At 69.0% G+C, this 23,711-nt stretch carries 28 protein-coding genes; 22 read left to right on the top strand and 6 right to left on the bottom strand.

Annotated elements, in window-relative coordinates; all coding sequences use genetic code 11:
* Positions 1–82: 82 nt before the first annotated feature.
* On the top strand, positions 83–973 hold the full coding sequence (locus tag ACRWK7_RS05295) for an adenylate/guanylate cyclase domain-containing protein (protein WP_431855153.1): 891 nt from the start codon (positions 83–85) through the stop codon (positions 971–973).
* Here ACRWK7_RS05295 and ACRWK7_RS05290 read toward each other — a convergent pair whose 3' ends face one another.
* Complete coding sequence (locus ACRWK7_RS05290; RefSeq protein WP_431855152.1) at positions 974–1,177, bottom strand: DUF1127 domain-containing protein; 204 nt, start codon at positions 1,175–1,177, stop codon at positions 974–976.
* A 101-nt stretch (positions 1,178–1,278) separates the two neighbouring features.
* Between ACRWK7_RS05290 and ACRWK7_RS05285 the strand changes: the two genes are divergently transcribed.
* The 12 genes from ACRWK7_RS05285 to ACRWK7_RS05230 all read left to right on the top strand — a co-directional run bounded on the left by ACRWK7_RS05285 (position 1,279) and on the right by ACRWK7_RS05230 (position 9,961).
* On the top strand, positions 1,279–2,160 hold the full coding sequence (locus ACRWK7_RS05285; protein ID WP_431855151.1) for a LysR family transcriptional regulator: 882 nt from the start codon (positions 1,279–1,281) through the stop codon (positions 2,158–2,160).
* 157 nt (positions 2,161–2,317) lie between these two features.
* Positions 2,318–3,856, top strand: coding sequence for a nitrogenase cofactor biosynthesis protein NifB (gene nifB, locus ACRWK7_RS05280; RefSeq protein ID WP_431855150.1), 1,539 nt, complete (start codon positions 2,318–2,320; stop codon positions 3,854–3,856).
* A 44-nt stretch (positions 3,857–3,900) separates the two neighbouring features.
* Positions 3,901–4,092: a 4Fe-4S dicluster domain-containing protein gene (locus tag ACRWK7_RS05275; protein ID WP_431855149.1), complete on the top strand. Its 192-nt coding sequence runs from the start codon at positions 3,901–3,903 to the stop codon at positions 4,090–4,092.
* 73 nt (positions 4,093–4,165) lie between these two features.
* Entirely contained in the window at positions 4,166–4,684 is a 519-nt protein-coding gene (locus ACRWK7_RS05270; protein ID WP_431855148.1) for a hypothetical protein, read from the top strand.
* Positions 4,681–5,463: a 4Fe4S-binding leucine-rich repeat protein gene (locus ACRWK7_RS05265; protein ID WP_431855147.1), complete on the top strand. Its 783-nt coding sequence runs from the start codon at positions 4,681–4,683 to the stop codon at positions 5,461–5,463. The genes ACRWK7_RS05270 and ACRWK7_RS05265 overlap by 4 nt, the downstream gene beginning before the upstream one ends.
* Complete coding sequence (locus ACRWK7_RS05260; RefSeq protein ID WP_431855146.1) at positions 5,460–5,774, top strand: nitrogen fixation protein NifZ; 315 nt, start codon at positions 5,460–5,462, stop codon at positions 5,772–5,774. Before ACRWK7_RS05265 ends, ACRWK7_RS05260 begins: the two co-directional genes overlap by 4 nt.
* Before the next feature lie 119 nt (positions 5,775–5,893).
* Positions 5,894–6,193 (top strand): nitrogen fixation protein NifZ, encoded by a 300-nt coding sequence (locus tag ACRWK7_RS05255; RefSeq protein WP_431855145.1) that lies wholly within the window; start codon positions 5,894–5,896, stop codon positions 6,191–6,193.
* Entirely contained in the window at positions 6,193–7,350 is a 1,158-nt protein-coding gene (locus tag ACRWK7_RS05250) for a cysteine desulfurase family protein (RefSeq protein ID WP_431855144.1), read from the top strand. Before ACRWK7_RS05255 ends, ACRWK7_RS05250 begins: the two co-directional genes overlap by 1 nt.
* 30 nt (positions 7,351–7,380) lie before the next feature.
* The gene (gene nifT / locus ACRWK7_RS05245) at positions 7,381–7,590 is read left to right on the top strand and encodes a putative nitrogen fixation protein NifT (protein WP_431855143.1); all 210 of its coding nucleotides are present in this window, start codon (positions 7,381–7,383) and stop codon (positions 7,588–7,590) included.
* Positions 7,591–7,594: 4 nt separating this feature from the next.
* Positions 7,595–7,873 carry a hypothetical protein gene (locus ACRWK7_RS05240; protein ID WP_431855142.1) on the top strand — a complete coding sequence of 93 codons (279 nt, stop codon included), beginning with the start codon at positions 7,595–7,597 and terminating at the stop codon, positions 7,871–7,873.
* Positions 7,874–7,877: 4 nt separating this feature from the next.
* Positions 7,878–9,041: a DegT/DnrJ/EryC1/StrS family aminotransferase gene (locus tag ACRWK7_RS05235; RefSeq protein WP_431855141.1), complete on the top strand. Its 1,164-nt coding sequence runs from the start codon at positions 7,878–7,880 to the stop codon at positions 9,039–9,041.
* Between the two features lie 74 nt (positions 9,042–9,115).
* Positions 9,116–9,961 (top strand): SIR2 family protein, encoded by an 846-nt coding sequence (locus tag ACRWK7_RS05230; RefSeq protein ID WP_431855140.1) that lies wholly within the window; start codon positions 9,116–9,118, stop codon positions 9,959–9,961.
* A 110-nt stretch (positions 9,962–10,071) separates the two neighbouring features.
* On the opposite strand, the gene ACRWK7_RS05225 is transcribed toward ACRWK7_RS05230, so the two are convergent.
* From ACRWK7_RS05225 to ACRWK7_RS05210, 4 genes are all read right to left on the bottom strand, one after another.
* The gene (locus ACRWK7_RS05225) at positions 10,072–10,839 is read right to left on the bottom strand and encodes a class II glutamine amidotransferase (protein WP_431855139.1); all 768 of its coding nucleotides are present in this window, start codon (positions 10,837–10,839) and stop codon (positions 10,072–10,074) included.
* A 67-nt stretch (positions 10,840–10,906) separates the two neighbouring features.
* The gene (locus tag ACRWK7_RS05220; protein WP_431855138.1) at positions 10,907–11,332 is read right to left on the bottom strand and encodes an ArsC/Spx/MgsR family protein; all 426 of its coding nucleotides are present in this window, start codon (positions 11,330–11,332) and stop codon (positions 10,907–10,909) included.
* Positions 11,325–12,236, bottom strand: a complete 912-nt coding sequence (gene draG / locus ACRWK7_RS05215; RefSeq protein ID WP_431855137.1) for an ADP-ribosyl-[dinitrogen reductase] hydrolase — start codon at positions 12,234–12,236, stop codon at positions 11,325–11,327. The genes ACRWK7_RS05220 and draG overlap by 8 nt, the downstream gene beginning before the upstream one ends.
* Positions 12,233–13,105, bottom strand: a complete 873-nt coding sequence (locus tag ACRWK7_RS05210; RefSeq protein WP_431855136.1) for an NAD(+)--dinitrogen-reductase ADP-D-ribosyltransferase — start codon at positions 13,103–13,105, stop codon at positions 12,233–12,235. Before ACRWK7_RS05210 ends, draG begins: the two co-directional genes overlap by 4 nt.
* Positions 13,106–13,326: 221 nt before the next feature.
* Here ACRWK7_RS05210 and ACRWK7_RS05205 point away from each other — a divergent pair, with 221 nt between their 5' ends.
* From ACRWK7_RS05205 to nifK, 4 genes are all read left to right on the top strand, one after another.
* A complete protein-coding gene (locus ACRWK7_RS05205; RefSeq protein WP_431855135.1) occupies positions 13,327–14,595 on the top strand; it encodes a hypothetical protein in 1,269 nt (422 codons plus the stop codon).
* A 251-nt stretch (positions 14,596–14,846) separates the two neighbouring features.
* On the top strand, positions 14,847–15,752 hold the full coding sequence (nifH, locus tag ACRWK7_RS05200) for a nitrogenase iron protein (RefSeq protein WP_431855134.1): 906 nt from the start codon (positions 14,847–14,849) through the stop codon (positions 15,750–15,752).
* A 118-nt stretch (positions 15,753–15,870) separates the two neighbouring features.
* Positions 15,871–17,310, top strand: coding sequence for a nitrogenase molybdenum-iron protein alpha chain (nifD, locus tag ACRWK7_RS05195; protein ID WP_431855133.1), 1,440 nt, complete (start codon positions 15,871–15,873; stop codon positions 17,308–17,310).
* Positions 17,311–17,339: 29 nt separating this feature from the next.
* Positions 17,340–18,887: a nitrogenase molybdenum-iron protein subunit beta gene (gene nifK, locus ACRWK7_RS05190; RefSeq protein ID WP_431855132.1), complete on the top strand. Its 1,548-nt coding sequence runs from the start codon at positions 17,340–17,342 to the stop codon at positions 18,885–18,887.
* An 83-nt stretch (positions 18,888–18,970) separates the two neighbouring features.
* Here the strand turns inward: nifK and ACRWK7_RS05185 are convergent, their stop codons facing one another.
* The gene (locus ACRWK7_RS05185) at positions 18,971–19,441 is read right to left on the bottom strand and encodes a DoxX family protein (protein ID WP_431855131.1); all 471 of its coding nucleotides are present in this window, start codon (positions 19,439–19,441) and stop codon (positions 18,971–18,973) included.
* Between the two features lie 229 nt (positions 19,442–19,670).
* On the opposite strand from ACRWK7_RS05185, the gene nifE reads away from it, so the two are divergent.
* From nifE to ACRWK7_RS05160, 5 genes are all read left to right on the top strand, one after another.
* A complete protein-coding gene (nifE, locus tag ACRWK7_RS05180; protein ID WP_431855130.1) occupies positions 19,671–21,050 on the top strand; it encodes a nitrogenase iron-molybdenum cofactor biosynthesis protein NifE in 1,380 nt (459 codons plus the stop codon).
* Between the two features lie 162 nt (positions 21,051–21,212).
* A complete protein-coding gene (nifN, locus tag ACRWK7_RS05175) occupies positions 21,213–22,577 on the top strand; it encodes a nitrogenase iron-molybdenum cofactor biosynthesis protein NifN (protein ID WP_431855129.1) in 1,365 nt (454 codons plus the stop codon).
* A 44-nt stretch (positions 22,578–22,621) separates the two neighbouring features.
* Entirely contained in the window at positions 22,622–23,023 is a 402-nt protein-coding gene (gene nifX / locus ACRWK7_RS05170; protein WP_431855128.1) for a nitrogen fixation protein NifX, read from the top strand.
* 3 nt (positions 23,024–23,026) lie between these two features.
* Positions 23,027–23,485 (top strand): NifX-associated nitrogen fixation protein, encoded by a 459-nt coding sequence (locus tag ACRWK7_RS05165; protein ID WP_431855127.1) that lies wholly within the window; start codon positions 23,027–23,029, stop codon positions 23,483–23,485.
* Positions 23,486–23,495: 10 nt separating this feature from the next.
* On the top strand, positions 23,496–23,696 hold the full coding sequence (locus ACRWK7_RS05160) for a CCE_0567 family metalloprotein (protein ID WP_431855126.1): 201 nt from the start codon (positions 23,496–23,498) through the stop codon (positions 23,694–23,696).
* Positions 23,697–23,711 lie beyond the last annotated feature (15 nt).

The following is a 23,711-nucleotide window of genomic DNA, read 5'->3' as shown; positions in this document are numbered from 1 at the left end:
CGCCATTCCCCCTGGGCCGGCGGCCTCGTTCCATGCTATTCAGCGTCCAGGCATGCCACCCGAGGCCGACCGGCGCCCCTGCATGGAAACTCCCCTCGCCATCCTGTTCGTGGACATCGCGGATTCCACGCAGCTCTACGAGCGGATGGGCAACGTCGAGGCCGCCGCGCTGACGCAGAAGATGCTGCGCCACCTGCGCATGGTGATCGAGGGCAAGCGCGGGCAGGTCATCAAGATGCTCGGCGACGGCCTGCTCGGCGCCTTCCCCACCGCCGAGGAGGCCGGCTGGGCCGCCATCACCATGGTGGAGAGCCAAGCGGCCTTCCGCCTGCAACTGCGCGTCGGCCTGCACTTCGGCCCGGTGGTGCAGCGCACCGAGGACCTCTACGGCGACGCCTGCAACGTCTGCGCCCGCGTCGAGGCGCTGGCCAAGCCCAGCGAGATCCTCGCCACCGAGGACTTCGTGCTGCTGGTCTCCGAGGGCCTGAAGCGGCGCACCAAGCCGCTCAACAACATCTCGGTCAAGGGCAAGTCGGCGCCGCTGCGCATCCACCAGCTCTGCCTCGCCGAGGTGGCGGACGAGCCGACCGACAACATGACGGTGGCGGCCTCCTCGCTGCCCGAGCTGTCGGCGCAGAGCCGGCTGACCCTGCACCTCGCCTACAAGGGCGCCGTCTTCACGGTGGACGCCGAGCAGGGCCGCCTGCGCATCGGTCGCGAGGAGAGCAGCGCGCTGCGCATCCTGTCGCGCCGCACCTCGCGCCAGCACGCGGTGATCGACTTCAGCCGCGAGAGCTTCATCCTCACCGACCACTCGACCAATGGCACCTTCGTCCGCAGCGGCGACTCGCTGCCCGTCGCGCTGAAACGCGATTCCACCAAGCTGGTCGGCGCCGGCCTCATCGGCTTCGGCGCCGAGCCGGAGCACGACGGCCAGGACCACGTCGCGGCGTTCCGCTGCGAGCTGGCGTAGTCAGCGCCAGAACGGCTTCCGGCTTTCCTCCGCCGCGTCCTCGGCGCTCAACCCAACGTCCTTGAGCAGCCGCTCGTCGAGCATCGCCAGGGCGCGGCGCTGCCGCCGACGCCCGGCCCAGGCCTTCAGGGTGGCGACCGCCGCCGCGATCCACACGGGGGTGACCGGGGCGCTTGCCTTGGAAAACGAACGGGTGCTCGTCATGGCCTCCTCCTGTCTGTCGAGGGGAAGGTTGCCAAGCCGTAGCCCATAAGGCAAATTTGGACTTCTTTGATATTCTCAAAGAAATTCTTCTGGTTCACGCCATGCGCAGCCTCAACCCGGACCAGCTCCGCACCTTCCTGGCGGTGGTCGAAACCGGCAGCCTGTCGGCGGCGGCGCGGCGGCTCAACCTGACGCAGCCGGCGATCAGCCTGCAGATCCGCGAACTGGAGGCGCGCACCGGCGTGCCGCTGCTGGAACGCCTCGGCCGCCGCACCGCGCCAACGGCGGCTGGGGAGACGCTGGTGGTGCACGCCCGCCGCATCGCCGCGGAGATCGACGCCGCGCTGGAGGCGATGCGCCGCCACCGCGACGGCGCGCTCGGCCGGGTGCGGCTGGGGGCGGGCCTGTCGTTCGCCACCTATCTGCTGCCGGTGGTGTTGAAGCGCCTGCGCGCCACCCGCCCGGACCTGGAGGTCACCGTCGCCGTCGGCACCGCGGAGGACATCGCACGCCGCCTGCTGGCCAACGACTTCGATCTGGCGGTGGTCACCCTTCCGGTGGACGACCGCGGGCTGGACGTCGAGCTGCTGCGCCAGGACTCCGCCCTCGCCGTCTTTCCGGCGGGCACGCCGCTTCCCGACGCGGTCACGCCGCAGGACGTCGCCCGGTTCCCGCTCATCCTCGACGAACGGCGCAGCCGGGTGGCGCTGTCCACCACGGCGTGGTTCGAGGCCGGCGGCGTCCGGCCGAAGCCGATCATGGAACTCGGCAGCTTCACTGCCATCCGCTCCATGGTGGAGGCCGGGCTGGGAGCCTCCATCATGATGCCCGACCTCGTCGCCGACAGCGCCGGCCGCCTGGAAACCCGGCCGCTGGACCCGCCCCTGGTCATCCGCCTCGCCATCATCCAGCGCCAGGGCCAGCCGCACGACCCGGTGCTGGATCTCGCGCGTGCGGCGCTGCGGACGCTGGCGACGGCCTGACACCCGTGTCGCAACCCCGACAACATCGCCGCTTTGTCGCATAGCCGACACGCGTCAAAATCCAGCAACCCGCTGAATTTTCACGACGTTCCAATCTGGCCCACTCCTTGCTTTTCCCACTGCGTCCGACACGGACCGCAGGAACGAGGAGCTGGTCATGAGCAACGTGGTTTCGCTGGACGGCATCCTGGGCGTGGGCGAGCTGAAGTCCGCCGCGAAGGCGGCCGGGTGTGCGTCGTCGTCCTGCGGCTCGTCGTCGGGGCCGAGCGACCTGCCCGCCGACGTCTGGGAGAAGGTGAAGAACCATCCCTGCTACAGCGAGGAGGCGCACCACTACTTCGCCCGCATGCACGTCGCCGTGGCACCGGCCTGCAACATCCAGTGCAACTACTGCAACCGCAAATACGACTGCTCGAACGAGAGTCGCCCCGGCGTGGTGTCCGAGAAGCTCACGCCCGAGCAGGCCGCCAAAAAGGTGCTGGCGGTGGCACAGGAGGTGCCGCAGCTCTCCGTCGTCGGCATCGCCGGCCCGGGCGACAGCTTGGCCGCCAACGGCACGAACACCTTCCGCACCTTCGACCTGATCGCCAAGTCGGCGCCGGACATCAAGCTCTGCCTGTCCACCAACGGCCTGGCGCTGCCCGACCACGTCGAGCGCATCAAGGGCATGAACATCGACCACGTGACGATCACCATCAACATGGTCGATCCGGACGTCGGCGAGCGCATCTACCCCTGGATCTTCTTCGACCACAGGCGCTGGACCGGCCGCGACGCCGCGACGATCCTGCACGAGCGCCAGATGATGGGCCTGGAGGCGCTGACCTCGGCCGGCATCCTGGTGAAGGTCAACTCGGTGATGATCCCCGGCGTCAACGACCAGCACCTCGTCGAGGTCAACAAGGCGGTGCGTGAGCGCGGCGCCTTCCTGCACAACATCATGCCGCTGATCTCCGACCCGGCGCACGGCACCCACTTCGGCCTGACCGGCCAGCGCGGCCCGACCGCGCAGGAGCTGAAGGCGTTGCAGGACCAGTGCGAGGGCGACCTGAAGCTGATGCGCCACTGCCGCCAGTGCCGCGCCGACGCGGTCGGCCTGCTGGGCGAGGACCGCGGCGCCGAGTTCACCGCCGACAAGGTCGAGGCCATCGCCGTCAACACCGACGACGACGCCCGCCGCCTGTACCGCGAGCACGTCGAGGCCGAGCGCGCCGAGCGCCACGCCTCCAAGGCCGCCGCCCGCGAGGAGGTGGCGGAGAGCGTCGCCGCCGGCGTGGCGCCGATCCTCATCGCCGTCGCCACCAAGAGCGGCGAGCGAATCAACGAGCACTTCGGCCACGCCACCGAATTCCAGATCTACGAGGTCGGCACCTCCGGCGCCATGTTCGTCGGCCACCGCCGCGTCGATACCTACTGCGAGGGCGGCTCCGGCGACGAGGACGCGCTGGAGATGGTGCTCGACGCCATCGGCGACTGCACCGCGGTGTTCGTCGCCAAGATCGGCGCCTGCCCCAAGGAGAAGCTGCTGAAGGCCGGCATCGAGCCGGTGGACGCCTTCGCCTTCGACTACATCGAGGAGTCGGCGTTGACCTACTTCAAGGCGCACGCCGAGCGCGCGGCGCAAGGTGCGGTGCAAACCCGTACCGGCCGCGACGCCGTCCTCCGCCCGGCCGAGCCGCTCGCCCGACGGGCCTGACCACCCTCACCCGCACCACGACCACACGAGAGGAGACCCCGACCATGGCCTACAAGATCAAGGGTGCCGAATGCACCGCCTGCGGCGCCTGCGAGGCCGAGTGCCCCAACAACGCCATCAGCTTCAAGAAGGGCGCCTACGTGATCGACGCGGCCACGTGCACCGAGTGCCAGGGCCAGTTCGGCAGCCCGCAGTGCGCCTCGGTCTGCCCGGCCGACTGCTGCGTCCCGGCCTGATCCCCTGCCCCCGCGCCCTCCCGCACCCGCGGGAGGGCCGGAGGACCCCATCACCCCCGACCCGGGGACGTCCATGCTGGCGGAGCTGGATGACACTTGGCTGTCGCGCCGATACTACGGCGGCGACCTGCCCGCGGAGGCGGAACGCTGCCTGCACCTGGCGGCCGCGCACTTCGCCGACACCGCGACGGCCGAAGGGTTCCTCGCCCACGCGGCGCTCGTCGCCCCCGGCCACCGCTTGGTCGATCTCGGCTTCTACAAGTTTCACTTCTACAAGGCCAATCTGGCCGAGGCGCTGGAGTACGCCCAGCGCATGGTCGTCCACGCGCTGGCCGGCCTCGGCCTGAACACGCCGGACTGGCGCGACGTGACGCCGGCGCACGCCGACTTCGGCTCGCTGGAGCCGCCGCCCCGCCTCTTCCTCTTCGCGTTGACCGCCGTCGGCTACCTGCAACTGCGCCTGCGCCGCTTCGAGGAGGCGCGCGAGTCCCTCGGCAAGGTGCGCGATCTCGACAGCGCCGACCGCATGGCCGCTGGCCGCCTGCTCGACCTCGTCGGCCGCATCGGCCGGCTGGAGGAGGACGAGGAATGAGCGACGACATCGACGACGCCGTCGACTGGCTCGGCCGCCCGGTGGACTGCGCCGCCTGCCCGCACGCCGATCTGCTGTCCCAGGGGCGCTGCGAACCGTTGCGCGCCTGCATCCGGGACCGCTACGCCAAGCGCATCCAGCGCTTCTTCGAGTGGAACCACGACCGCGCGGCGGAATTCCTCGACCACCCCTACTTCGAGGTGCGCGCCATCGCGGCGCGGGTGGCGCCGATCTTCCTGATCACCCGGCTGATGGACGATCTCGACGAAACGGTGCGCACCAGCGTCGCCCGCCGCCTGCCGCGCCGGCTGCTGCTGCGGATGCGCGGCGACTCCGACCGCGAGGTGCGCATCGCCGCCGCCTCGCGGCTGGAGGAGGCCGACCTCGCCCCGATGATGCGCGACCCCGACTACGGCGTGCGCCTGCGCGTCGCCCGCCGCGTGCCGGAGGGCATGCTGCCGGCCATGATGCACGACGAGGATTCCGAGGTGCGGCTGGAGGTGGCGCGCCGCGTCGGCCTCGACTGGCTGATGAGCATGGCCTGGGACGACAGCGCCCGCGTGCGCATCGCCGTCGCCCAGCGCCTGCCCCCCGAGAAGCTGGCCGCCCTGGCGCGCGACCCCGACTGGTGCGTGCGCTACGCCGTCGCCAGCCGCATCGCTCCCGACGACCTGGAGCCGCTGACCCACGACCCGGTGGACGAGGTGCGCACCGTCGCCCTCGAACGCCTCGCCGCCGTGGCAGCCTCCGCCATCCCCACCGAGACAGGTGAGCCATGACCATGACCGCGCTGCGCGCCTCCTCCCGCCGCTGCCACGACGACGTGGTCGAGCTGATCGAGCCCCCGGAGTTCGAGCTGGGCGACAAGGTCGTGGCGCTGCGCGACGTGCGCAACGACGGCACCTACCCCGGCCGCCCGACCGGCGAGGTGCTGATCCACGCCGGCGACGTCGGCTACGTGCAGTCGGTCGGGACCTACCTTCAGATGTACTACATCTACGGGATCGACTTCTACGAGCGGCGCATGATCGTCGGCATGCGCGCCAGGGAACTCGCCCTCGTCGATGGCTCCCTCAACGCCCCGAAGTGAATACCGGAGGCGCTTTGCAATGGGTCCAGTCATTTGGCCGTCATCCTCGCCTTCGCGGGGATGACGGGAAAAGAGGACGTTTCAGCACCTTGCCGCACCACGTGAACGGAGAGCCCGCCATGACCGAAGCCGCCACGCCCGCCTTCCTGCCGCCGCGCGAGCCGGTCTTCGACTGGGGCATGCGCATCACCGCCGCCGCGGACCTCTACAACGACGGCAGCCATCCGCACGCGGCGGAGGGCGCGCTCCTCGCCCCGAAGGGCACGCCGGGCGAGGTCGTCCGCGTCGGCCACGCCGGCGAGCCGCCGGTGCCGGTCTACCTCGTGGAATTCCCCGGCGGCGTGCTGGTCGGCTGCCTGGAGGAGGAGCTGGCCGCCACCCACGCGACGCGCCTGCCGAAACCGGGGGTGATGGGCTGATGGCCTACCTCGACCACAACGCCACCACGCCGCTGGCGCCCGAGGCGCTGGAGGCGATGCTGCCCTTCCTCGGCCCCCGCTTCGCCAACCCGTCCAGCCCGCATGCGGCCGGCATGGCGGCAAAGCAGGCGGTGGGGGAAGCGCGCGGCGCGGTGGCGGGGCTGGTCGGGGCCAAGGCTGCGGAGATCGTCTTCACCGCCTCGGCCACCGAGGCGAACCATCTGGCGATCCTCGGCACGCTGCGCGCCGTCGCCGAGGGCGACCCGGCGCGCAGCCACGTCGTCACCACGGCGGTCGAGCACCCGGCCAGCCTGCTGCTGTTCGCCGACCTGGAGCGCCAGGGCTGGCGGGTCAGCGTGCTGCCGGTGGACGGCGCCGGGCGGGTGTCGCTAAACGACCTGCGCGCGGTGGTGGACGGCACCACCGCCCTGGTCTCCATGATGTGGGCGAACAACGAGACCGGCGTGCTGATGCCGGTGGCGCCGGCCGCCGACATCGCCCAGGCGCGCGGCGCGCTGTTCCACACCGACGCGGTGCAGGCCGCCGGGCGGGTGCCGGTGGACGTGGTCGCGGCCGGCGTCGATCTGCTGACGCTGTCCGCCCACAAGCTGCACGGGCCGAAGGGCGCCGCCGCGCTGTACGCCCGCAAGGGCACGCCGCTGGCACCGCTGCTGCACGGCAGCCAGGAGCGCGGCCGGCGCGGCGGCACCGAGAACGTGCCGGCCATCGTCGGCTTCGGCGTCGCCGCCCTGCTGGCCCAGCAGGCGATCGCCGCCTGCGCGCCGGCGTCCATGGCGGTGCTGCGCAACGCGCTGGAGCGCGGCATCCTGGAGCGCTGGCCCGGCAGCCGCGTCAACGGCGCCGCCGCCGAGCGCCTGCCCAACACCACCAACATCCGCTTCGCCGGCCCGGACGGGCGCCCGATGGACGCCGAGGAGCTGCTGATGCGCCTGGACGCCGCCGGGATCCAGGTCTCCATGGGCGCCGCCTGCGCGGCCGGCGGCGCCAAGCCGAGCCATGTGCTGACGGCCATGGGCCTGTCGGCGGCGGAGGCGGCGGCCTCCCTGCGCTTTTCCCTGGGCCGCGAGACGGCGGCGGCGGAGGTGGAGGCGGTGCTGGCCGCCCTGCCGCCGCTGCTCGCCCGCGCCGCCGCATAACGACAACGAACACGAACAGGAGTGCGTCCGATGAAGGTGATGGTCCGCAAGTCCGGCGAGCAGTACACGATCTACGTCGCCAAGAAGGACCTGGAAGAGCCGATCGTCGCCATGGAGAAGCCGACTCTGTGGGGCGGCTGGGCGAAGATCGCCAACGGCTGGACGCTGGAACTGCCGGACCTGCCGCCGGACACCCGCCTCCCCATCACCGTCGACGCCAAGAAGCTGGGATCGGAGTGACGCCATGGCCCTGTCGTCGGAGCGCATCGAGGAGGTGGTCGCCATCGCCAGCCGCGGCTTCGCCGCCGGGCAACCGATGAAGGCGGTGGTGCAGGCGGTCAAGGAGGCCAGCCCGGGCCTGTCGGTCACCGGCACCTTCGCCTCCATCATGGCCGAGGACCCGTACCGCGAGGAGGCGCGCTTCGACCTCTTCCTGGTGGACGGCTCCGGCCACTGCTGGACCATCACCGAAAAGCCGGAGAGCGCCACCGGCGTCGTCATCGCCGAGCACGACGAGGAGTAGCCGCATGCCAGACGGTTCCCAGGACACCGGCTTCATCCCGCTTGTCAATCCCGACATCTCCGCCGCCGAGGTGGCGGTGCTCGGCAAGGTTCTCACGGCCGGCCCGCTCAACGACGGCCGGATGATTGAGGCGTTCGAGCGCGCCTTCGCCGCCTCCGTCGGCCGCGCGCACGCGGTGGCGGTGGCGAGCGGCACGCTGGCCCTGCTGCTGGCGCTGCGCGCCCACGGCATCGGGCCGGGCGACGAGGTGCTGTGCTCCCCCTACGGCTGGCATCAGGTGCAGCAGGCGGTGGCCTTGTCGGGCGCGACGCCGGTGTTCGTCGACATCGACTACTGGCAGCACACGCTGAACCCGGAGAAGGCGGCGGCCAAGGTCACGCCCGCCAGCAGGGCCATCGTCGCCGGCAACGTCAACGGCCACCCGGCGCACTGGGACGAGCTGACCGCGCTCGCCGCCAAACACGGCCTGATCCTCATCGAGGATTCCAGCGAGGCCATCGGCTCCACCTACAAGGGCCGTCCGGTGGGCAGCTTCGGCGCCTGCTCGATCTTCGACTTCTCGGAGCCCGGCGTGCTGCTGGCCGGCGGCGGCGGCATGGTGGTCACCGACGACGGGGCGCTGGCGCACGAACTGCGCTACCTGCGCACCCGCGAGGCGGAGCACCGCTACACCGTCGGCATCACCCGCCGCCTGCCCTGGCAGGCCGGGATGAGCAACCTGAACGCCGCGCTCGGCCTCGTGCAGCTGGAACGCCTGCCGGAAATCCTGGAGCGCCGCGCCGCCGTGGTCGCCCTGTACGAGGCCGCCATGGCGTCGTTCGAGGGCATCAAGCCGCCCTACAAGGGGCCGGGGGCGGAGACGGTGCACCCCATGGTGTACGCCGTGCACCTGGGCACCCGCTTCACCGCCAGCGGCCGCAAGGCGATCCTGGAGGACCTCGACCAGCACGACATCGAGGCGTCCGACTACGGCCAGCCGCTGTACAGCCAGCAATACTATGCCGAGCGCGGCTACAGCCGGGCCGACTGCCCGGTCTGCCAGAAGACCGCCGACCGCGCGCTGGCGCTGCCGCTGCACCGGAGCATCACCGCCGACCAGATCGCCTTCATGGTCGACACGCTGAAGGACGCCACCGTCAACACCGGCGCGGGTGCTGCGATCTATTGATCCTGTGCCGGACACTTTTTCAGCCGTCATCCCCGCGAAGGCGGGGATGACGTCAAAGGGGGAAAATGGGAACGATGACCACGACCACCGCCGACGCCCTCGCCGACATCGCCGCAGCACTCCAGGCGCGCACGGTCGTCCCCTACGTCGGCCCGGGCTGCTTCGCGTTGCTGCCGGACTGCCCGATCCCGCGCAACTCGGAGGAGCTGGTGCAGCGCCTGAACGCCAAGGTGGCGGCCCCGGGCCGCATCCGTTCCAACCTGACGGCGGTCGCGCAGTACATCGAGAGCCGCCGGCACCGCAAGACGCTGGAATCCATCCTCACCGAGATCTTCCGCGCCGAGGTCGCTCCCACCCCGGTCCACGCGTGGCTGGCGACGCTGCCGGCGCCGGAGCTGATCGTCGACGTCTGGTACGACGGCGTCCTGGAGGCGCTGCTGTCCGACCGGGCCGAGCGCACCTGGGGGCAGATCCAGGGCCTGTCGCACCCGCAGTCGACCGGCGAGTGGGTCAGGCACTACGCACCGGACGGCAGCGAGGTCAGGGCCGAGGCCGCCGCCGGCTGGCAGACCATCCTCTACAAGCCGTCGGGCAGCGTGTCGCCGGCCGGCAACTACCTGATCTCGGATTCCGACTTCGTCGAGGTGCTGACCGAGATCGACATCCAGTCGCCGATCCCGCCGGTGGTGCAGCAGCGCCGGACGGCCAAGCACTTCCTCTACCTCGGCTGCCGCTTCGACGCGGAGATCCAGCGCACCTTCGCCCGGCAGATCGCCAAGCGCTCCTCCGACCGGCACTGGGCGGTGATCGAGGGCGCGCTGTCGAAGAACGAGGCGCGTTTCCTGGAACTGCACAACATCGCGCGGGTCGATCTGCCGCTGGGTGAGGCGGTGGCGCGGCTGGGCGCGGCGGCGGGGTGAGCCACCGCACCGGGTCCCCACGCAAACCCTCCCCCACTTCGCGGGGGAGGGCTTTTACTCCTCCCCCCGCGAAGTGGGGGGAGGCTGGGAGGGGGGCCCGAAGCGAGCACCTACCCCACCCTCACCCCATCGCGGAACACCACCATCTCCCCCGGCTTCATCACGGTCCACGCCTCGTCGCGGGTCAGCGGCCGGGTGGCGATCACGGTGACGACGTCGTTGGGCGTCGTCTCCTTCTCGAAGTCCACCGTCATGTCCTCGTCCAGCAGGGTCGCCGGACCGAACGGCGCCTTGCGGGTCAGCCACGCCAGGTTGGTGGAGCAGTGGCACCACAGGTGCCCGCCGTCCGACAGCAGCATGTTGAACACGCCCAGCCCGTTCAGCTCCCCCGCCAGCTCGCGCACCAGCGCCGACAGCGCCGACGCGCGCTTCGGCGGCTCCGGGAATGCCTCGCGGATGCGGCCGAGCAGCCAGCAGAAGGCGTGCTCGCTGTCCGTGGTGCCGACCGGGCGGTAGAAGGACAGCGGGAACCTCTTGATGCCCTTGAGCTGGCCGTTGTGCGCGAAGGTCCAGACGCGGCCCCACAGCTCGCGGGTGTAGGGGTGGGTGTTCTCCAGCGCCACCCGGCCGCGGTTGGCGCGGCGGATGTGCGAGATCACCACGCAGGACTTGATGGGGTACTCGCGCAGCAGCCGGGCGATCTCGGACTCGCAGCTCGGCGCGGGGTCGTGGAAGGTGCGGCAGCCCTTGCCCTCGTAGAAGGCGATGCCCCAGCCGTCGCGGTGCGGCCCGGTGCGGCCGCCGCGGTTCATCAGCCCGGCGAAGCTGAAGCAGATATCCGTGGGCACGTTGGCGCTCATGCCCAGGAGTTCGCACATGGTGTCGCCTGCCGTTGGGTTCGTGTCGTTGACGCGAGCCCAACGTACGACGAACCCTATGGTGCCGTCACCCCCTGAGGGGAACCGGACAGGGCGCCATGCCGGGTTTCGGACAGCCCTCGATGTCGCCCGCCGGCCTACGCGCCAACCCGATCCAGTCGTCGACCATGTCGGCGTCGAAACCGCAGACGCTCTGGTCGCCGACGCGCATCAGCGGGCGGCGGATCAGCAGCGGGTCGGCGAGCAGCAGGGCCAGCGCCTCGTCCTCGCCCAGCGCGTCGGGGTCCACCGCCCCCGACTTCACCGCCGGAGCGGAGCGGTTGAACCATTCGGCCACCGGCCGCGCGCCGAAGAAGGGGCGCAGCGTCTGGTCGGTCCACACCGTGCTCAGCAGATCGCGGACGATCAGCCGGTGCCCGGCCTCCTCCAGCAGCTTCTTCTGCCGCGCGTTGCCGGCGCAGCCGGGCTTTTCGTAGAAGACGACTTCAGCCATGGACGTTCCCCCGGTTTTTGCAGAACGGCGAGCGCGCCAGCAGCGCGTCGGTCTGGTGGGCGATCTCCTCCTGAACCGCGAGGTCGAGCTTCTTCAGCCAGCGCGACGGGATCTGCTCGACCCCGTAGGTGGCGCCGGCCAGCATACCGGCGATGGCGCCGGTGGTGTCGGCGTCGCCGCCCTGGTTGACGGTCTCGACGATGCAGGATTCGACGGTGTCGGTCTGGAAGTAGTGGTGCAGCACGGTCTGCACGGTATCGACGATGTAGGCGGTGGACAGTCCGCGGTACGGCATGAACTTGAACTGCCGGTGCTGGGCGACCAGCGCGTTGGCCTCGTCGCGCACGTCCTTGACGCCGCCGCCCAGGACCAGCCGGCGCACCATCATGCCCAGCGACAGGATCGCCGCGTCGGCCAGCGGGTTGGCGTGGGTGATGTGCGCCTGCTCCAGCGTCCAGGTGCGGAACGCCCCGTCGTCGCCCAGCGTCGCCAGCACCACCGGCAGGTTGCGCATGGCGGCACCATTGCCGGCGTGGTACTCGGCCGGCGGCTCGCTCAGCGTGCCGTGCATGATGTAGCGGCGGATGCCGCGGCGCGTCGTGTCCCCGACATCGATCGGCTTGCCCTTCAGCCAGGTCGCGAACTCCTCGGCGACGCGGCGCGCGTCCCAGGCGGAGCCGGACAGGATGGCGCGGCCGAGGTGCAAGCTCATCTGCGTGTCGTCGGTGACTTGGCCGGGCCTCAGCTTCAGCCAGCCGCCGCCCTTGATGTGCTTGTGCACGCCGTGCTGGCTGGCGATCTCCGACTTTGTCAGGAACTCGACGGTGGCGCCCAGCGCGTCGCCGCAGGCGAGGCCGAGATAGGCGCCCAGGGCGCGCGAGCGCAGTGTCGGGCCTTGTGTCATAACAGCGACACTCCCACCCGGTAGTCGCCGCCAACCACCAAGTACTCGCCCTCGCCCTTGAAGGGATAATGCGGCAGAATGTCGCGGAAGAACACGATCTTCACCACGGGCACCCAGGCCTCCAGAATGTAGTCGCCGAACTGGCCGGCGATGTCGCGGTCGATGGAAAAGGAGCACAGGTTGTTCAGCCGCAGCACCGCGGTGCGCCTGTCCGGGCGCTCGACGACGTGGTGCTCGTCGAAGTCGTTGACCCCGCGGCACAACTTCACCGCCCGCGCCCAGGCCGGCATCGGTGAGTCCGGCCAGCCGCGGCGGATCCACCATTGGCAGTATTCGTACAGCAGGTCTATTTGCAGGTTGATGTTGTTGTTGTGGAAGCGCGTCGAGAATTTCTCCTCGCCATAGCGGTTCCACGCCTCCGAGGCGAAGCGCCGGATCGGCTCCTTGTGGTAGGTGGGCAGCAAACCGAAGCGGCTTTCTGCCCAGCCCTTGAGCACCGCGCCCTCGGCGTTGTTGCTGTCGAACATCCAGCCCTTCAGCAGGCGCAGGTAGCTGGCGCGGTAGCGCCGCCGGCCGTCCGCGCCCTCGGACCCGGAGAAGTCCGGGTTGAGGTCGAAGGTCCGTGCGATATAGCTCTGGAACACCTCGGCCGCCGCCTCGGCCGTCGGCACCTCGTCCAGCGCCTCGAACAGCGCCGCGTGCATGCCGCGCGTGCCGTGGATGCGCAGCGCCCGCGGCTGCTCGTTGAAGGCCGCGGTGGCGATCACATCCGCCGGGATGCCGACCATGTTGGTGCGGTGGCCGCGCAGCGCCAGCGGCGCACCGGTGCCGGTCTCTGCTCCCGTTGCCTCGTCCACGCCGTCCGCCATGCCCCGCGCACCCCGCTGCTCGTCCGGCGGGAGAATTTGCAAACCGCGGGCCACTTCGAATTTGGAAACGTCTTCGCGGCACTTCCGCAAGATGAGAAAAGATTAGCGAAAGGTTAATCAGATTCCGTTTGCCGCGCCCTCCCCGGCTCCTCATAATCCCCGCAGCGGTGTGGCAAGAACACGCCTGGAAAAACGGCGCAGAAGGACTTGGCCGGAATACGATGGACGGCATACGACAGCGCGAGGACGGCAAACGGACCGACGGTGCGCCGCGCCGCGCGGCGCCGCGCCGGATCCGCGGCACGCGCGAGGCCGCGGACGCCGTCAAGGTCGCCGACCATCTGGCCGAGCAGCAGACGCCGGAGCGGGCGGCGGTGCTGCTCACTCTGCTGACGCCGTACCGCCGCCGGCTGTTCCACGCCGACGGCAGCAACCCGCTGGCCGGCCTGGACGGGCTGCCGCCGGCGCGCCAGCACGAGCTGGCGATGCGGCAGGCGGCGCCGATGCTGCTCGACGTGCTGCTGCCGGCCTGCCGCGACCACCTGATCGACCGCCTGATCACGCCCGCCCCTGCCGACGGCGACACGCCGGAGGACGACGAGGGCCTGCCCAGCATCGTCGACGTGGCGGCGGCGATGCGCACCCTCATCGCGGCGCTGCGCGGCGGCGGACGCCAGCACGCCACCGCGGTGATCGGCGCCGTGGAGGAGGCGAGCCGCGCCATGGTGCAGCAGGTCGCGTCCGCCGAAACGCCGGCCGGCACCGCGCGCGGCGTCACCCTGCTGTCGCACACACTGCTGCGGCTGGAGGCGTTGCGTCTGGTGCTGGAGACGCTGGGGGCGCGCGGCGCGGCGTTGGGCGAGGTCGCCTACCAGTCGCGTCGGGTGGCGCGCCTGGCGCTGCGCCACGCCGCCAACACGCTGAACGCCTATGTCGGCAACCACGACCTGATCGCGCTGCACGGCAGCCTGCAGGTGATCGGCGCGGTGGACAGCCTGATCGTGGTGGCACTGCGGATCCTCGACGCGCTGGAGGGCCAGGAGGAGGAGGAGACCCCCTTCGTCAAGGTCGCCGACGAGGTGGCGCTCGACACCTATGTCGAGTCCGCGACGCGGCTGGCCCAGGTGCTGGTCGTGCTGGTCGGCAAGGCGCTGCCCAACGACGAGCTGGACAGCCTGCTGTTCGCCGCCATGGTCCGCAAGATCAAGTGGCTGCACCGCTTCTGCGCCCGCCTCGGCACCGACCACAGCCGCCGCCCGGCAGCGCTGGACGAACTGGGCGACTACCTCGTCCTGCAGAGCGCCATGCTGGCGCGCCGCGCCGGCGAGTGGCTGACCGACACGCTGGGCAGCGGGCTGGACCCCGCCGTCACCCGCCGCCGCATCGAGCGCGCCGAGGCGGTCGCCGACCTGCTGACCGATATGAACCGCCGGCATGTCCAGGAGGCGCTGGAGGTGCGCATCGCCGCGATGCGGCTGGCGGTGGGGTAAAAGTCCCTCTCCCGCCCCGCGAGAGCGGACTAATTCCGTCCTGTTTTTAAGGCGACATAGACCGGACAAAAAATAAGGGTTTGTCGTGTATCTCACAGATCCCGCAGCCCTCAACACGAAACCGACAAACCTGAATAACCTCTACGGATCAGCGCTTTAACCTCATGTGATGCACTTGGCACGCTCCCTGCAAATACCCGATCGGCAGCGGCAAAGGCGCCGCGACGGAACAACGCAAAGGAGCGACCAACATGACGAAGCCCGGTCTGCGCCAGATCGCCTTCTACGGCAAGGGTGGCATCGGCAAGTCCACGACCTCGCAGAACACGCTCGCCGCTCTCGTCGAGCTTGAGCAGAAGATCCTGATCGTCGGCTGCGACCCGAAGGCGGACTCGACCCGCCTGATCCTGCACGCCAAGGCGCAGGACACCGTTCTGCACCTCGCGGCCGAGGCCGGCTCGGTCGAGGACCTGGAGCTCGAGGACGTCGTCAAGATCGGCTACAAGAACATCAAGTGCGTCGAGTCCGGCGGTCCGGAGCCGGGTGTCGGCTGCGCCGGCCGCGGCGTCATCACCGCCATCAACTTCCTCGAGGAGAACGGCGCGTACGAGGACGTGGACTACGTGTCCTACGACGTGCTGGGCGACGTGGTGTGCGGCGGCTTCGCGATGCCGATCCGCGAGAACAAGGCCCAGGAGATCTACATCGTCATGTCCGGCGAGATGATGGCGCTGTACGCCGCCAACAACATCTCCAAGGGCATCCTGAAGTACGCAAACTCCGGCGGCGTGCGCCTGGGCGGCCTGATCTGCAACGAGCGTCAGACGGACAAGGAGGTCGATCTGGCCGACGCCCTGGCCAAGCGCCTGGGCACCAAGCTGATCCACTTCGTGCCGCGCGACAACATTGTGCAGCACGCCGAGCTGCGCCGCATGACGGTGATCGAGTACGCGCCGGACAGCAAGCAGGCCGACGAGTACCGCCAGCTCGCCAACAAGATCCACCTGAACAAGGGCCAGGGCGTCATCCCGACCCCGATCAGCATGGAAGAGCTGGAAGAGATGCTCATGGACTTCGGCATCATGAAGTCCGACGAGCAGGCTCTCGCCGAGCTCGAGGCCAAGGAAGCCGCCAAGGCCGCCGCTGCCGGCGCCTGATCTCGGCATCCTCAACTGGCCCCCTCCCCAGCCCGCCCCCGCGCACGTGGTGGCGGGAGAGAGGGGGCCGGTCCCCGCGCCGCAGGGCGCGATGAAGCACACGAGCAGGAGGCCGGCTATGAGCTTGGCAGTGAACACGGACATCGACGTCAAGGGTATCGTCGAGAAGGTCCTGGAAGCCTATCCCGAGAAGTCGCGCAAGCGCCGCCAGAAGCACATCAACGTGCTTGAGGCCGAGGCGAAGGACTGCGGCGTCAAGTCGAACATCAAGTCCATCCCGGGCGTCATGACCATCCGCGGCTGCGCCTACGCCGGGTCGAAGGGCGTGGTGTGGGGCCCGATCAAGGACATGATCCACATCTCGCACGGCCCGGTGGGCTGCGGCTACTATTCCTGGTCCGGCCGCCGCAACTACTACATCGGCGACACCGGCGTGGATGCCTTCGGCACCATGCACTTCACCACCGACTTCCAGGAGAAGGACATCGTCTTCGGCGGCGACAAGAAGCTGCACAAGGCGATCGAGGAGATCAACGAGCTGTTCCCGCTCGCCAATGGCATCTCCGTCCAGTCCGAGTGCCCGATCGGCCTGATCGGCGACGACATCGAGGCGGTGTCGCGCGCCAAGGCCGCGGAAATCGGCAAGCCGGTCATCCCGGCCCGCTGCGAGGGCTTCCGCGGCGTGTCCCAGTCCCTGGGCCACCACATCGCCAACGACGTCATCCGCGACTGGGTGTTCGAGAAGACCGAGCCGAAGGCCGAGTTCGTCTCGACCCCGTACGACGTCACCGTGATCGGCGACTACAACATCGGCGGCGACGCCTGGGCGTCGCGCATCCTGCTCGAGGAGATCGGCCTGCGCGTGATCGCCCAGTGGTCGGGCGACGGCACGCTGGCCGAACTGGAGAACACCCCGAAGGCCAAGGTCAATCTCATCCACTGCTACCGCTCGATGAACTACATCGCGCGCCACATGGAAGAGAAGTACAACATTCCTTGGATGGAATATAACTTCTTCGGTCCGTCGCAGATCGCCGCATCGCTGCGCAAGATCGCCGCGCTCTTCGACCACACGATCCAGGAGAAGGCCGAGGCCGTCATCGCCAAGTACCAGCCGATGGTCGATGCGGTGATCGCCAAGTACCAGCCGCGCCTGGAAGGCAAGAAGGTCATGCTGTACGTCGGCGGCCTGCGCCCGCGCCACGTGGCCGACGCCTACACCGACCTCGGCATGGAGATCGTCGGCACGGGCTATGAATTCGCGCACAACGACGACTATCAGCGCACGACGCACTACGTGAAGGAAGGCACGCTGATCTACGACGACGTCACGGCCTACGAGCTGGAGAAGTTCGTCGAGGAGATCCGCCCCGACCTCGTCGGCTCGGGCATCAAGGAGAAGTACGTCTTCCAGAAGATGGGCCTGCCGTTCCGGCAGCTCCACAGCTGGGACTACTCGGGTCCGTACCACGGCTATGACGGTTTCGCGATCTTCGCGCGGGACATGGACATGGCGATCAGCAACCCGGTCTGGGGCCTCCAGAAGGCTCCCTGGTAACCGCGGCACGGACACAGGAGTACACGAACATGTCTCAGAGCGCTGACAAGGTCCTGGACCACTTCACGCTGTTCCACCAGCCCGAGTACCAGGCGCTGTTCGAGCGGAAGAAGAAGGACTTCGAGTTCGGTCACTCGGACGAGAAGGTCGCCGAGGTCTCCGAATGGACCAAGTCCAAGGAGTACCTGGAGAAGAACTTCGCCCGCGAAGCCATCACCATCAACCCGACGAAGGCCTGCCAGCCGATCGGGGCGATGTACGCGGCGCAGGGCTTCGAGGGCACGCTGCCCTTCGTGCACGGTTCGCAGGGTTGCGTCGCCTACTTCCGCACGCACCTCACCCGCCACTTCAAGGAGCCGAACAACGCGGTCTCCTCGTCGATGACGGAAGACGCGGCGGTGTTCGGCGGCCTCAACAACATGATCGACGGTCTGGCCAACGCCTACGCGCTGTACAAGCCGAAGATGATCGCCGTGATGACCACCTGCATGGCGGAAGTCATCGGCGACGATCTTGGCGGCTTCATCACCAACGCCAAGAACAAGGAGAGCGTGCCGCAGGAGTTCCCGGTCCCGTACGCCCACACCCCGTCGTTCGTCGGCAGCCACATCGTCGGCTACGACAACATGATGAAGGGCATCCTGTCCTACTTCTGGGACAAGGCCGAGGACTACAGCGTCGAGAAGACCCAGGCGATCAACATCATCCCGGGCTTCGACGGCTACGCGGTCGGCAACAACCGCGAGCTGAAGCGCATCGCCGCCCAGTTCGGCATCGACGTGACGATCCTCTCGGACGTCTCGGACGTGTTCGACACCCCAGGCGACGGCGAGTACCGCATGTACGACGGCGGCACCACGCTGGAGGCCACCAAGCAGGCCCTCCACGCCAAGGCCACCATCTCCATGCAGGAGTACAACACCAACCAGACCCTTCAGTTCGTCAAGGAGAAGGGCCAGGAAGTCGCCAAGTTCAACTACCCGCTGGGCGTGACGGCCACCGACGACCTGCTGCTGAAGCTCGCCGAGCTGAGCGGCAAGGCGATCCCGGACAGCCTGAAGCTGGAGCGCGGCCGTCTGGTGGACGCCATCGCCGACAGCCACGCCCACCTGCACGGCAAGCGCTTCGCCGTCTACGGCGACCCGGACTTCTGCCTGGGCATGACGCGCTTCCTGCTGGAGCTGGGTGCGGAGCCGGTGCACATCCTGTCCACCTCCGGCTCGAAGAAGTGGGAGAAGCAGGTCGCCAAGGCGGTCGAGGGCTCGCCCTTCGGCACCGCGTCGAAGGCCTACGGCGGCAAGGACCTCTGGCACCTGCGCTCGCTGCTGTTCAACGAGCCGGTGGACTACGTCATCGGCAACAGCTACGGCAAGTACCTGGAGCGCGACACCAAGATCCCGCTCATCCGCCTGACCTACCCGATCTTCGATCGGCACCACCACCACCGTTACCCGACCTGGGGCTACCAGGGCGCGCTGAACGTGCTGGTCCGCATCCTCGACCGCATCTTCGAGGACATGGACGCCAACACGAGCGTCGTCGGCGTGACGGACATCTCGTTCGACCTGGTCCGCTGATCCGCCTCAGAGGATCGTGACGAAAACGGCCGGCCCCCGTCCATCCACGGGGGCCGGTTGTTTTTTGGAACGGCCCCGCGCCATCACCACTCCCGCCGCCGGCGGAGGCCGTCCACGCTGTAGCGCCCGGCCCCGGCGGCCAGCAGCGCCAGCAGGCCGCCGACGATCGCCACGTTCTTCATGAACTGGATGTTCTGCATCATCCGCTGCTCGGGCGGCGCATCCCAGAAGCGGTGGGCGAGGAACGTCGCGACGACCGTGAAGCCGGCCACCAGGATCGCCGCCAGCCACGTCCACGCGCCCAGCACGATGGCCAGCCCGCCGAAGAACTCGACGCAGGCCCCGACCAGTCCCGCCACGGAGGGCACGGGCACCCCCATCTTCGCCAGCCCTTCGGTGAAGCCTGCGAGGTTGGTCAGCTTGCCGAAGCCGCTTTGAACGAAGATCGCGCCGAGCATCACGCGGGCGACGAGCAGCGCCGCGTCCTGCCAGCCGGCGCCGGCTCGGTGGTCCCAGGACGCCGCTCCGGACGAGCGGCTGCCGTATGTCGCCATGTTGTCCTCCCGTGGCCGTTCGGAAATGAGCTTTGGACTGGAAGCCGGCCCGAACAGTGCGCCCCCCGAAAACAATGGGCGTATGCCGGCCGTGTGCGACATCCGACAAGGATCGGCGATTGTCAGCTTCCGGACATCCGCTGCGCGCGCGTCACTGCAATAAAATCAAACGATTAGCCTCTGGCACAGGCCGTGCAAATCCCTCTCCGCCCGTAGCGAGGAGGCCTGCATGTCCGTCGCCGACAAGGTCCAGGACGTCTTCAACGAACCCGGTTGCACGACCAACCAGGCGAAGTCCGACAAGGAGCGCAAGAAGGGCTGCTCCAAGGCGCTGAAGCCCGGCGCCGCGGCTGGCGGCTGCGCCTACGACGGCGCGATGATCGCGCTGCAGCCGATCGCCGACGCCGCGCACCTCGTGCACGGGCCGATCGCCTGCCTGGGCAACTCGTGGGACAACCGCGGCACGCGCTCCTCGCACTCGCAGCTCTACCGCACCGGCCTGACCACCGACCTGTCCGAACTGGACATCATCCACGGCGGCGAGAAGAAGCTCTACAAGGCGATCAAGGAGGTCGTGCAGCAGCACAAGCCGCCGGCCGTCTTCGTCTACCAGACCTGCGTCCCCGCCATGATCGGCGATGACGTCGAGGCGGTGTGCAAGCACGCCGCCGCCAAGCTGGGCGTTCCGGTGATCCCGGTGAACGTGCCGGGCTTCGTCGGGTCGAAGAACCTCGGTAACAAGCTGGCCGGCGAGACGCTGCTCGACCACGTCATCGGCACGCAGGAGCCGGCCTTCACCACCCCCACCGACGTCTGCGTGATCAGCGAGTACAACCTCGCCGGCGAGTTGTGGCAGGTGAAGCCGCTGCTGGAGGAGATCGGTATCCGCCTGCTCTCCAACATCTCCGGCGACGCCAAGTACCACGAGGTCGCCCGCGCCCACCGCGCCCGCGTCACCATGGTGGTGTGCTCGCAAGCGCTGGTGAACGTCGGCCGCAAGATGCAGGAGCGCTGGGGGATCCCCTATTTCGAGGGCTCCTTCTACGGCGTGTCGGACATGACCGACACCCTGCGCACCATGACCCGCATGCTGGTCGAGCGCGGCGCCGACCCCGACCTGATGGACCGTGCCGAAGGCGTCATCGCCCGCGAGGAGGCCCGTGCCCAGCGCCGCCTGCAGGCCTACCGCCCGCGCTTCGACGGCAAGCGGGTGCTGCTCTTCACCGGCGGCGTCAAGAGCTGGTCGATGGTCACGGCGCTGGAGGAGGCCGGCCTCACCATCGTCGGCACCTCGACCAAGAAGTCGACCGCCGAGGACAAGGAGCGCATCCGCAAGAAGAAGGGTCAGGAGTTCCACATGTGGGACGACCTGAAGCCGCGCGAGATGTACCGCATGCTGCGCGAAAGCGAGGCGGACATCATGCTGTCCGGCGGGCGCAGCCAGTTCATCTCGCTGAAGGCCAAGGTCCCCTGGCTCGACATCAACCAGGAGCGGCACCACCCCTACGCCGGCTACGACGGCATCATCACGCTGTGCGAGGAGATCGACAAGACGCTCTCCAGCCCGATCTGGCGGCAGGTGCGCGCGCCCGCGCCGTGGGAGGTCTGAGCATGGCGACGTCGCTTTTGCCCCCTCCCCATCCCTCCCCCGCGTTGCGGTGGAGGGGGTCTGCCGACGATGCGGCGGAGTTCCCTCTCCCGCGCAGCGGGGGAGGGTTAGGGAGGGGGCTCACGTCCCTTCACGCGTCCACATTCCAGGAGGCGTAACGTCATGGGCCACATCCAGCGCTTCCCCACCGCCACCAAGTCCGTCGCCACCAACCCGCTGAAGATGAGCCAGCCGATCGGCGCCGCGCTCGCCTTCCTGGGCATGGACCGCTCGCTGCCGCTGTTCCACGGCAGCCAGGGCTGCACCGCCTTCGGCCTCGTGCTGTTGGTGCGGCACTTCCGCGAAGCGATCCCGCTGCAGACCACCGCGATGGATCAGGTCTCGACCATCCTCGGCGGCTACGAGAACCTGGAAGAGGCGCTCAAGACCATCGACGAGCGCATGAAGCCCGCCCTGATCGGCGTCGCCACCACCGGCGTCACGGAGACCAAGGGCGAGGACTTGGCCGGCCACCTCGCCACCTTCCGCCAGCGCAACCCGACCCTCGCGCACCTGAATCTGGTGTTCGTCAACACGCCGGACTTCGCCGGCGGCTTCGAGGACGGCTTCGCCGCCGCGGTCACCGGCATCGTCGAGGCGTTCGCCGAGCCCTCGCGCTCCAAGGTGAAGGGTCAGGTCAACATCCTGGCCGGCTGCCACCTGACGCCGGGCGACGTCGAGGAGATCCGCGACATCGTCGAGAGCTTCGGCCTGACGCCGATCATCCTGCCCGACCTGTCGCTGTCCATGTCCGGCCGCCAGCCCGACGACTTCACCCCGACCTCGCTGGGCGGCACCACCATCGACCAGGTCCGCGCCATGGGCCAGTCGGAAGCGACGCTGGTGCTGGGCGAGCAGATGCGCACCGCCGCCGCGGCGCTGGAGCTGAAGACCGACGTGCGCTCGCTGTTCTTCGACCGGCTGACCGGGCTGGAAGTGAGCGACCGCTTCGTCAAGGCGCTGGCCGAGATCTCCGGCCGCCCGGTTCCCGCCCGCCTGCGCCGCCAGCGCGAGAGCCTGGTCGACGCCATGCTCGACGGGCACTTCTACACCGCGCGCAAGCGCGTGGTGGTGGCGCTGGAGCCCGACCTGCTGCACGCGGTCACCGGCTTCCTGGCCGACCTCGGCGTGCAGGTGGTCGGCGCGGTATCGCCGACCCAGGCGCCGGTGCTGGAGAAGCTGCGCGCCGGCACCGTCCTGGTCGGCGATCACGCCGACGCCGAGGCGCTGGCCGAGGGCTGCGACCTGATCATCTCGAACTCGCACGGCCGCCAGGGGGCGGCGCGGGCCGGGGTGGAGCTGTTCCGCATGGGCCTGCCGCAGTTCGACCGCCTGGGCGCCGGGCTGACGGTCAGCATCGGCTACCGCGGCAGCCGCGACCTGCTGTTCGCCCTCGCCAACCGCTTCCTGGCGCAGGAGACGGAACACCACGCGGGCGACGCGCACGATTGCCATGGAGGCGGCGGATGCGGATGCAGCGCCGGCTGAAACTGGTCGATGAGAACGGGCCCCAAGGGGGCAGAGGAGGTTCCATGAAGGTGGCGTTCTGCACCCAGGACATGCAGCACGTGGATGCGCATTTCGGCTGGGCCAAGAACATCGCGATCTACGAGGTGGCCAAGGACGGCTACCGCATGGTGGAGACCTGCCAGTTCGGCGGCTCGATGTTCGAGGACGGCAACGAGGACAAGCTGATCCCGAAGATCGAGGCGATCGGCGACTGCGCCATCGTCTACCTCTCGGCCATCGGCGCCTCGGCGGCGGCGCGCATCGTGGCGAAGAAGATCCACCCGGTGAAGGTCGATGCCACCGCCTCCATCACCGGCCAGCTCGACCGCCTGGTCGAGACCATCAACGGCAACCCGCCGCCCTGGCTGCGCAAGGCGATGGGCGAGGTGCCCGAACTGGCCTTCGCCGACGACGAGGAGGATTGACCCATGACCGACGTCACCCTAGCCGAAGACATCGACGGCGCCTTCCTGAAGACGCTCGTCCTGCTGTTCCGCGCCGAGGACACCTACGGCGCCTGGGAGGGCAAGAGCGACGAGCAGATCCTCGCCCCCTTCATCCTCGACAAGGAGGCCCGCGCGGCGATCCCGATCATCGGCGACCCCGACCCGGACACGCTGTGGCGGCTGGAGCTGTTCTACAAGGCCGTCGGCATCACGGTGGAGAAGCTGACCGGTGTCATGGCCTCGACCATGATGAAGATGAGCCACGAGGGCTTCGGCCGCATCGTGCTGATCGCCGGGCGCTTGGTGGTGGTGTCGAAGCACCTGCGCGACGTGCACCGCTTCGGCTTCCCGTCGCTGGAGAAGCTGACGGCCGACGGCGGCAAGCTGGTCCGCGAGGCGGTCGGGCTGGTCGAGAAGCACCCCGACGTGGCGCAGCTGTGAGGGCCGCCGCATGACCGATGCCGCGACCCTCAAGGACGAGATCAAGAAGCTGAATGCCCGCGCCACGGCGAAGAAGATGGACCTGCACGACCTCTCCGAGGAGCTGCCGGTGAGCTGGGAGCGCATCCCGGAGGTGGCGCAGGAGACCTATGAAGCCTTCAAGCTGCTGGCCGAGAAGCGCGCCCGGCTGAAGGCGCTCGAGACCGCTTGAGAAGGAGCCTAAGGA

The organism is Azospirillum sp., assembly GCF_050789165.1.
This window is presented reverse-complemented; position numbering and strand designations above follow the sequence as displayed.

Excerpts from the sequence above, each read along its gene's own strand:
- ACRWK7_RS05295 (WP_431855153.1), top strand. The coding sequence starts at position 83 with ATGGAAACTCCCCTCGCCATCCTGTTCGTGGACATCGCGGATTCCACG.
- ACRWK7_RS05290 (WP_431855152.1), bottom strand. The coding sequence starts at position 1,177 with ATGACGAGCACCCGTTCGTTTTCCAAGGCAAGCGCCCCGGTCACCCCC.
- ACRWK7_RS05285 (WP_431855151.1), top strand. The coding sequence starts at position 1,279 with ATGCGCAGCCTCAACCCGGACCAGCTCCGCACCTTCCTGGCGGTGGTC.
- nifB (WP_431855150.1), top strand. The coding sequence starts at position 2,318 with ATGAGCAACGTGGTTTCGCTGGACGGCATCCTGGGCGTGGGCGAGCTG.
- ACRWK7_RS05275 (WP_431855149.1), top strand. The coding sequence starts at position 3,901 with ATGGCCTACAAGATCAAGGGTGCCGAATGCACCGCCTGCGGCGCCTGC.
- ACRWK7_RS05270 (WP_431855148.1), top strand. The coding sequence starts at position 4,166 with ATGCTGGCGGAGCTGGATGACACTTGGCTGTCGCGCCGATACTACGGC.
- ACRWK7_RS05265 (WP_431855147.1), top strand. The coding sequence starts at position 4,681 with ATGAGCGACGACATCGACGACGCCGTCGACTGGCTCGGCCGCCCGGTG.
- ACRWK7_RS05260 (WP_431855146.1), top strand. The coding sequence starts at position 5,460 with ATGACCATGACCGCGCTGCGCGCCTCCTCCCGCCGCTGCCACGACGAC.
- ACRWK7_RS05255 (WP_431855145.1), top strand. The coding sequence starts at position 5,894 with ATGACCGAAGCCGCCACGCCCGCCTTCCTGCCGCCGCGCGAGCCGGTC.
- ACRWK7_RS05250 (WP_431855144.1), top strand. The coding sequence starts at position 6,193 with ATGGCCTACCTCGACCACAACGCCACCACGCCGCTGGCGCCCGAGGCG.
- nifT (WP_431855143.1), top strand. The coding sequence starts at position 7,381 with ATGAAGGTGATGGTCCGCAAGTCCGGCGAGCAGTACACGATCTACGTC.
- ACRWK7_RS05240 (WP_431855142.1), top strand. The coding sequence starts at position 7,595 with ATGGCCCTGTCGTCGGAGCGCATCGAGGAGGTGGTCGCCATCGCCAGC.
- ACRWK7_RS05235 (WP_431855141.1), top strand. The coding sequence starts at position 7,878 with ATGCCAGACGGTTCCCAGGACACCGGCTTCATCCCGCTTGTCAATCCC.
- ACRWK7_RS05230 (WP_431855140.1), top strand. The coding sequence starts at position 9,116 with ATGACCACGACCACCGCCGACGCCCTCGCCGACATCGCCGCAGCACTC.
- ACRWK7_RS05225 (WP_431855139.1), bottom strand. The coding sequence starts at position 10,839 with ATGTGCGAACTCCTGGGCATGAGCGCCAACGTGCCCACGGATATCTGC.
- ACRWK7_RS05220 (WP_431855138.1), bottom strand. The coding sequence starts at position 11,332 with ATGGCTGAAGTCGTCTTCTACGAAAAGCCCGGCTGCGCCGGCAACGCG.
- draG (WP_431855137.1), bottom strand. The coding sequence starts at position 12,236 with ATGACACAAGGCCCGACACTGCGCTCGCGCGCCCTGGGCGCCTATCTC.
- ACRWK7_RS05210 (WP_431855136.1), bottom strand. The coding sequence starts at position 13,105 with ATGGCGGACGGCGTGGACGAGGCAACGGGAGCAGAGACCGGCACCGGT.
- ACRWK7_RS05205 (WP_431855135.1), top strand. The coding sequence starts at position 13,327 with ATGGACGGCATACGACAGCGCGAGGACGGCAAACGGACCGACGGTGCG.
- nifH (WP_431855134.1), top strand. The coding sequence starts at position 14,847 with ATGACGAAGCCCGGTCTGCGCCAGATCGCCTTCTACGGCAAGGGTGGC.
- nifD (WP_431855133.1), top strand. The coding sequence starts at position 15,871 with ATGAGCTTGGCAGTGAACACGGACATCGACGTCAAGGGTATCGTCGAG.
- nifK (WP_431855132.1), top strand. The coding sequence starts at position 17,340 with ATGTCTCAGAGCGCTGACAAGGTCCTGGACCACTTCACGCTGTTCCAC.
- ACRWK7_RS05185 (WP_431855131.1), bottom strand. The coding sequence starts at position 19,441 with ATGGCGACATACGGCAGCCGCTCGTCCGGAGCGGCGTCCTGGGACCAC.
- nifE (WP_431855130.1), top strand. The coding sequence starts at position 19,671 with ATGTCCGTCGCCGACAAGGTCCAGGACGTCTTCAACGAACCCGGTTGC.
- nifN (WP_431855129.1), top strand. The coding sequence starts at position 21,213 with ATGGGCCACATCCAGCGCTTCCCCACCGCCACCAAGTCCGTCGCCACC.
- nifX (WP_431855128.1), top strand. The coding sequence starts at position 22,622 with ATGAAGGTGGCGTTCTGCACCCAGGACATGCAGCACGTGGATGCGCAT.
- ACRWK7_RS05165 (WP_431855127.1), top strand. The coding sequence starts at position 23,027 with ATGACCGACGTCACCCTAGCCGAAGACATCGACGGCGCCTTCCTGAAG.
- ACRWK7_RS05160 (WP_431855126.1), top strand. The coding sequence starts at position 23,496 with ATGACCGATGCCGCGACCCTCAAGGACGAGATCAAGAAGCTGAATGCC.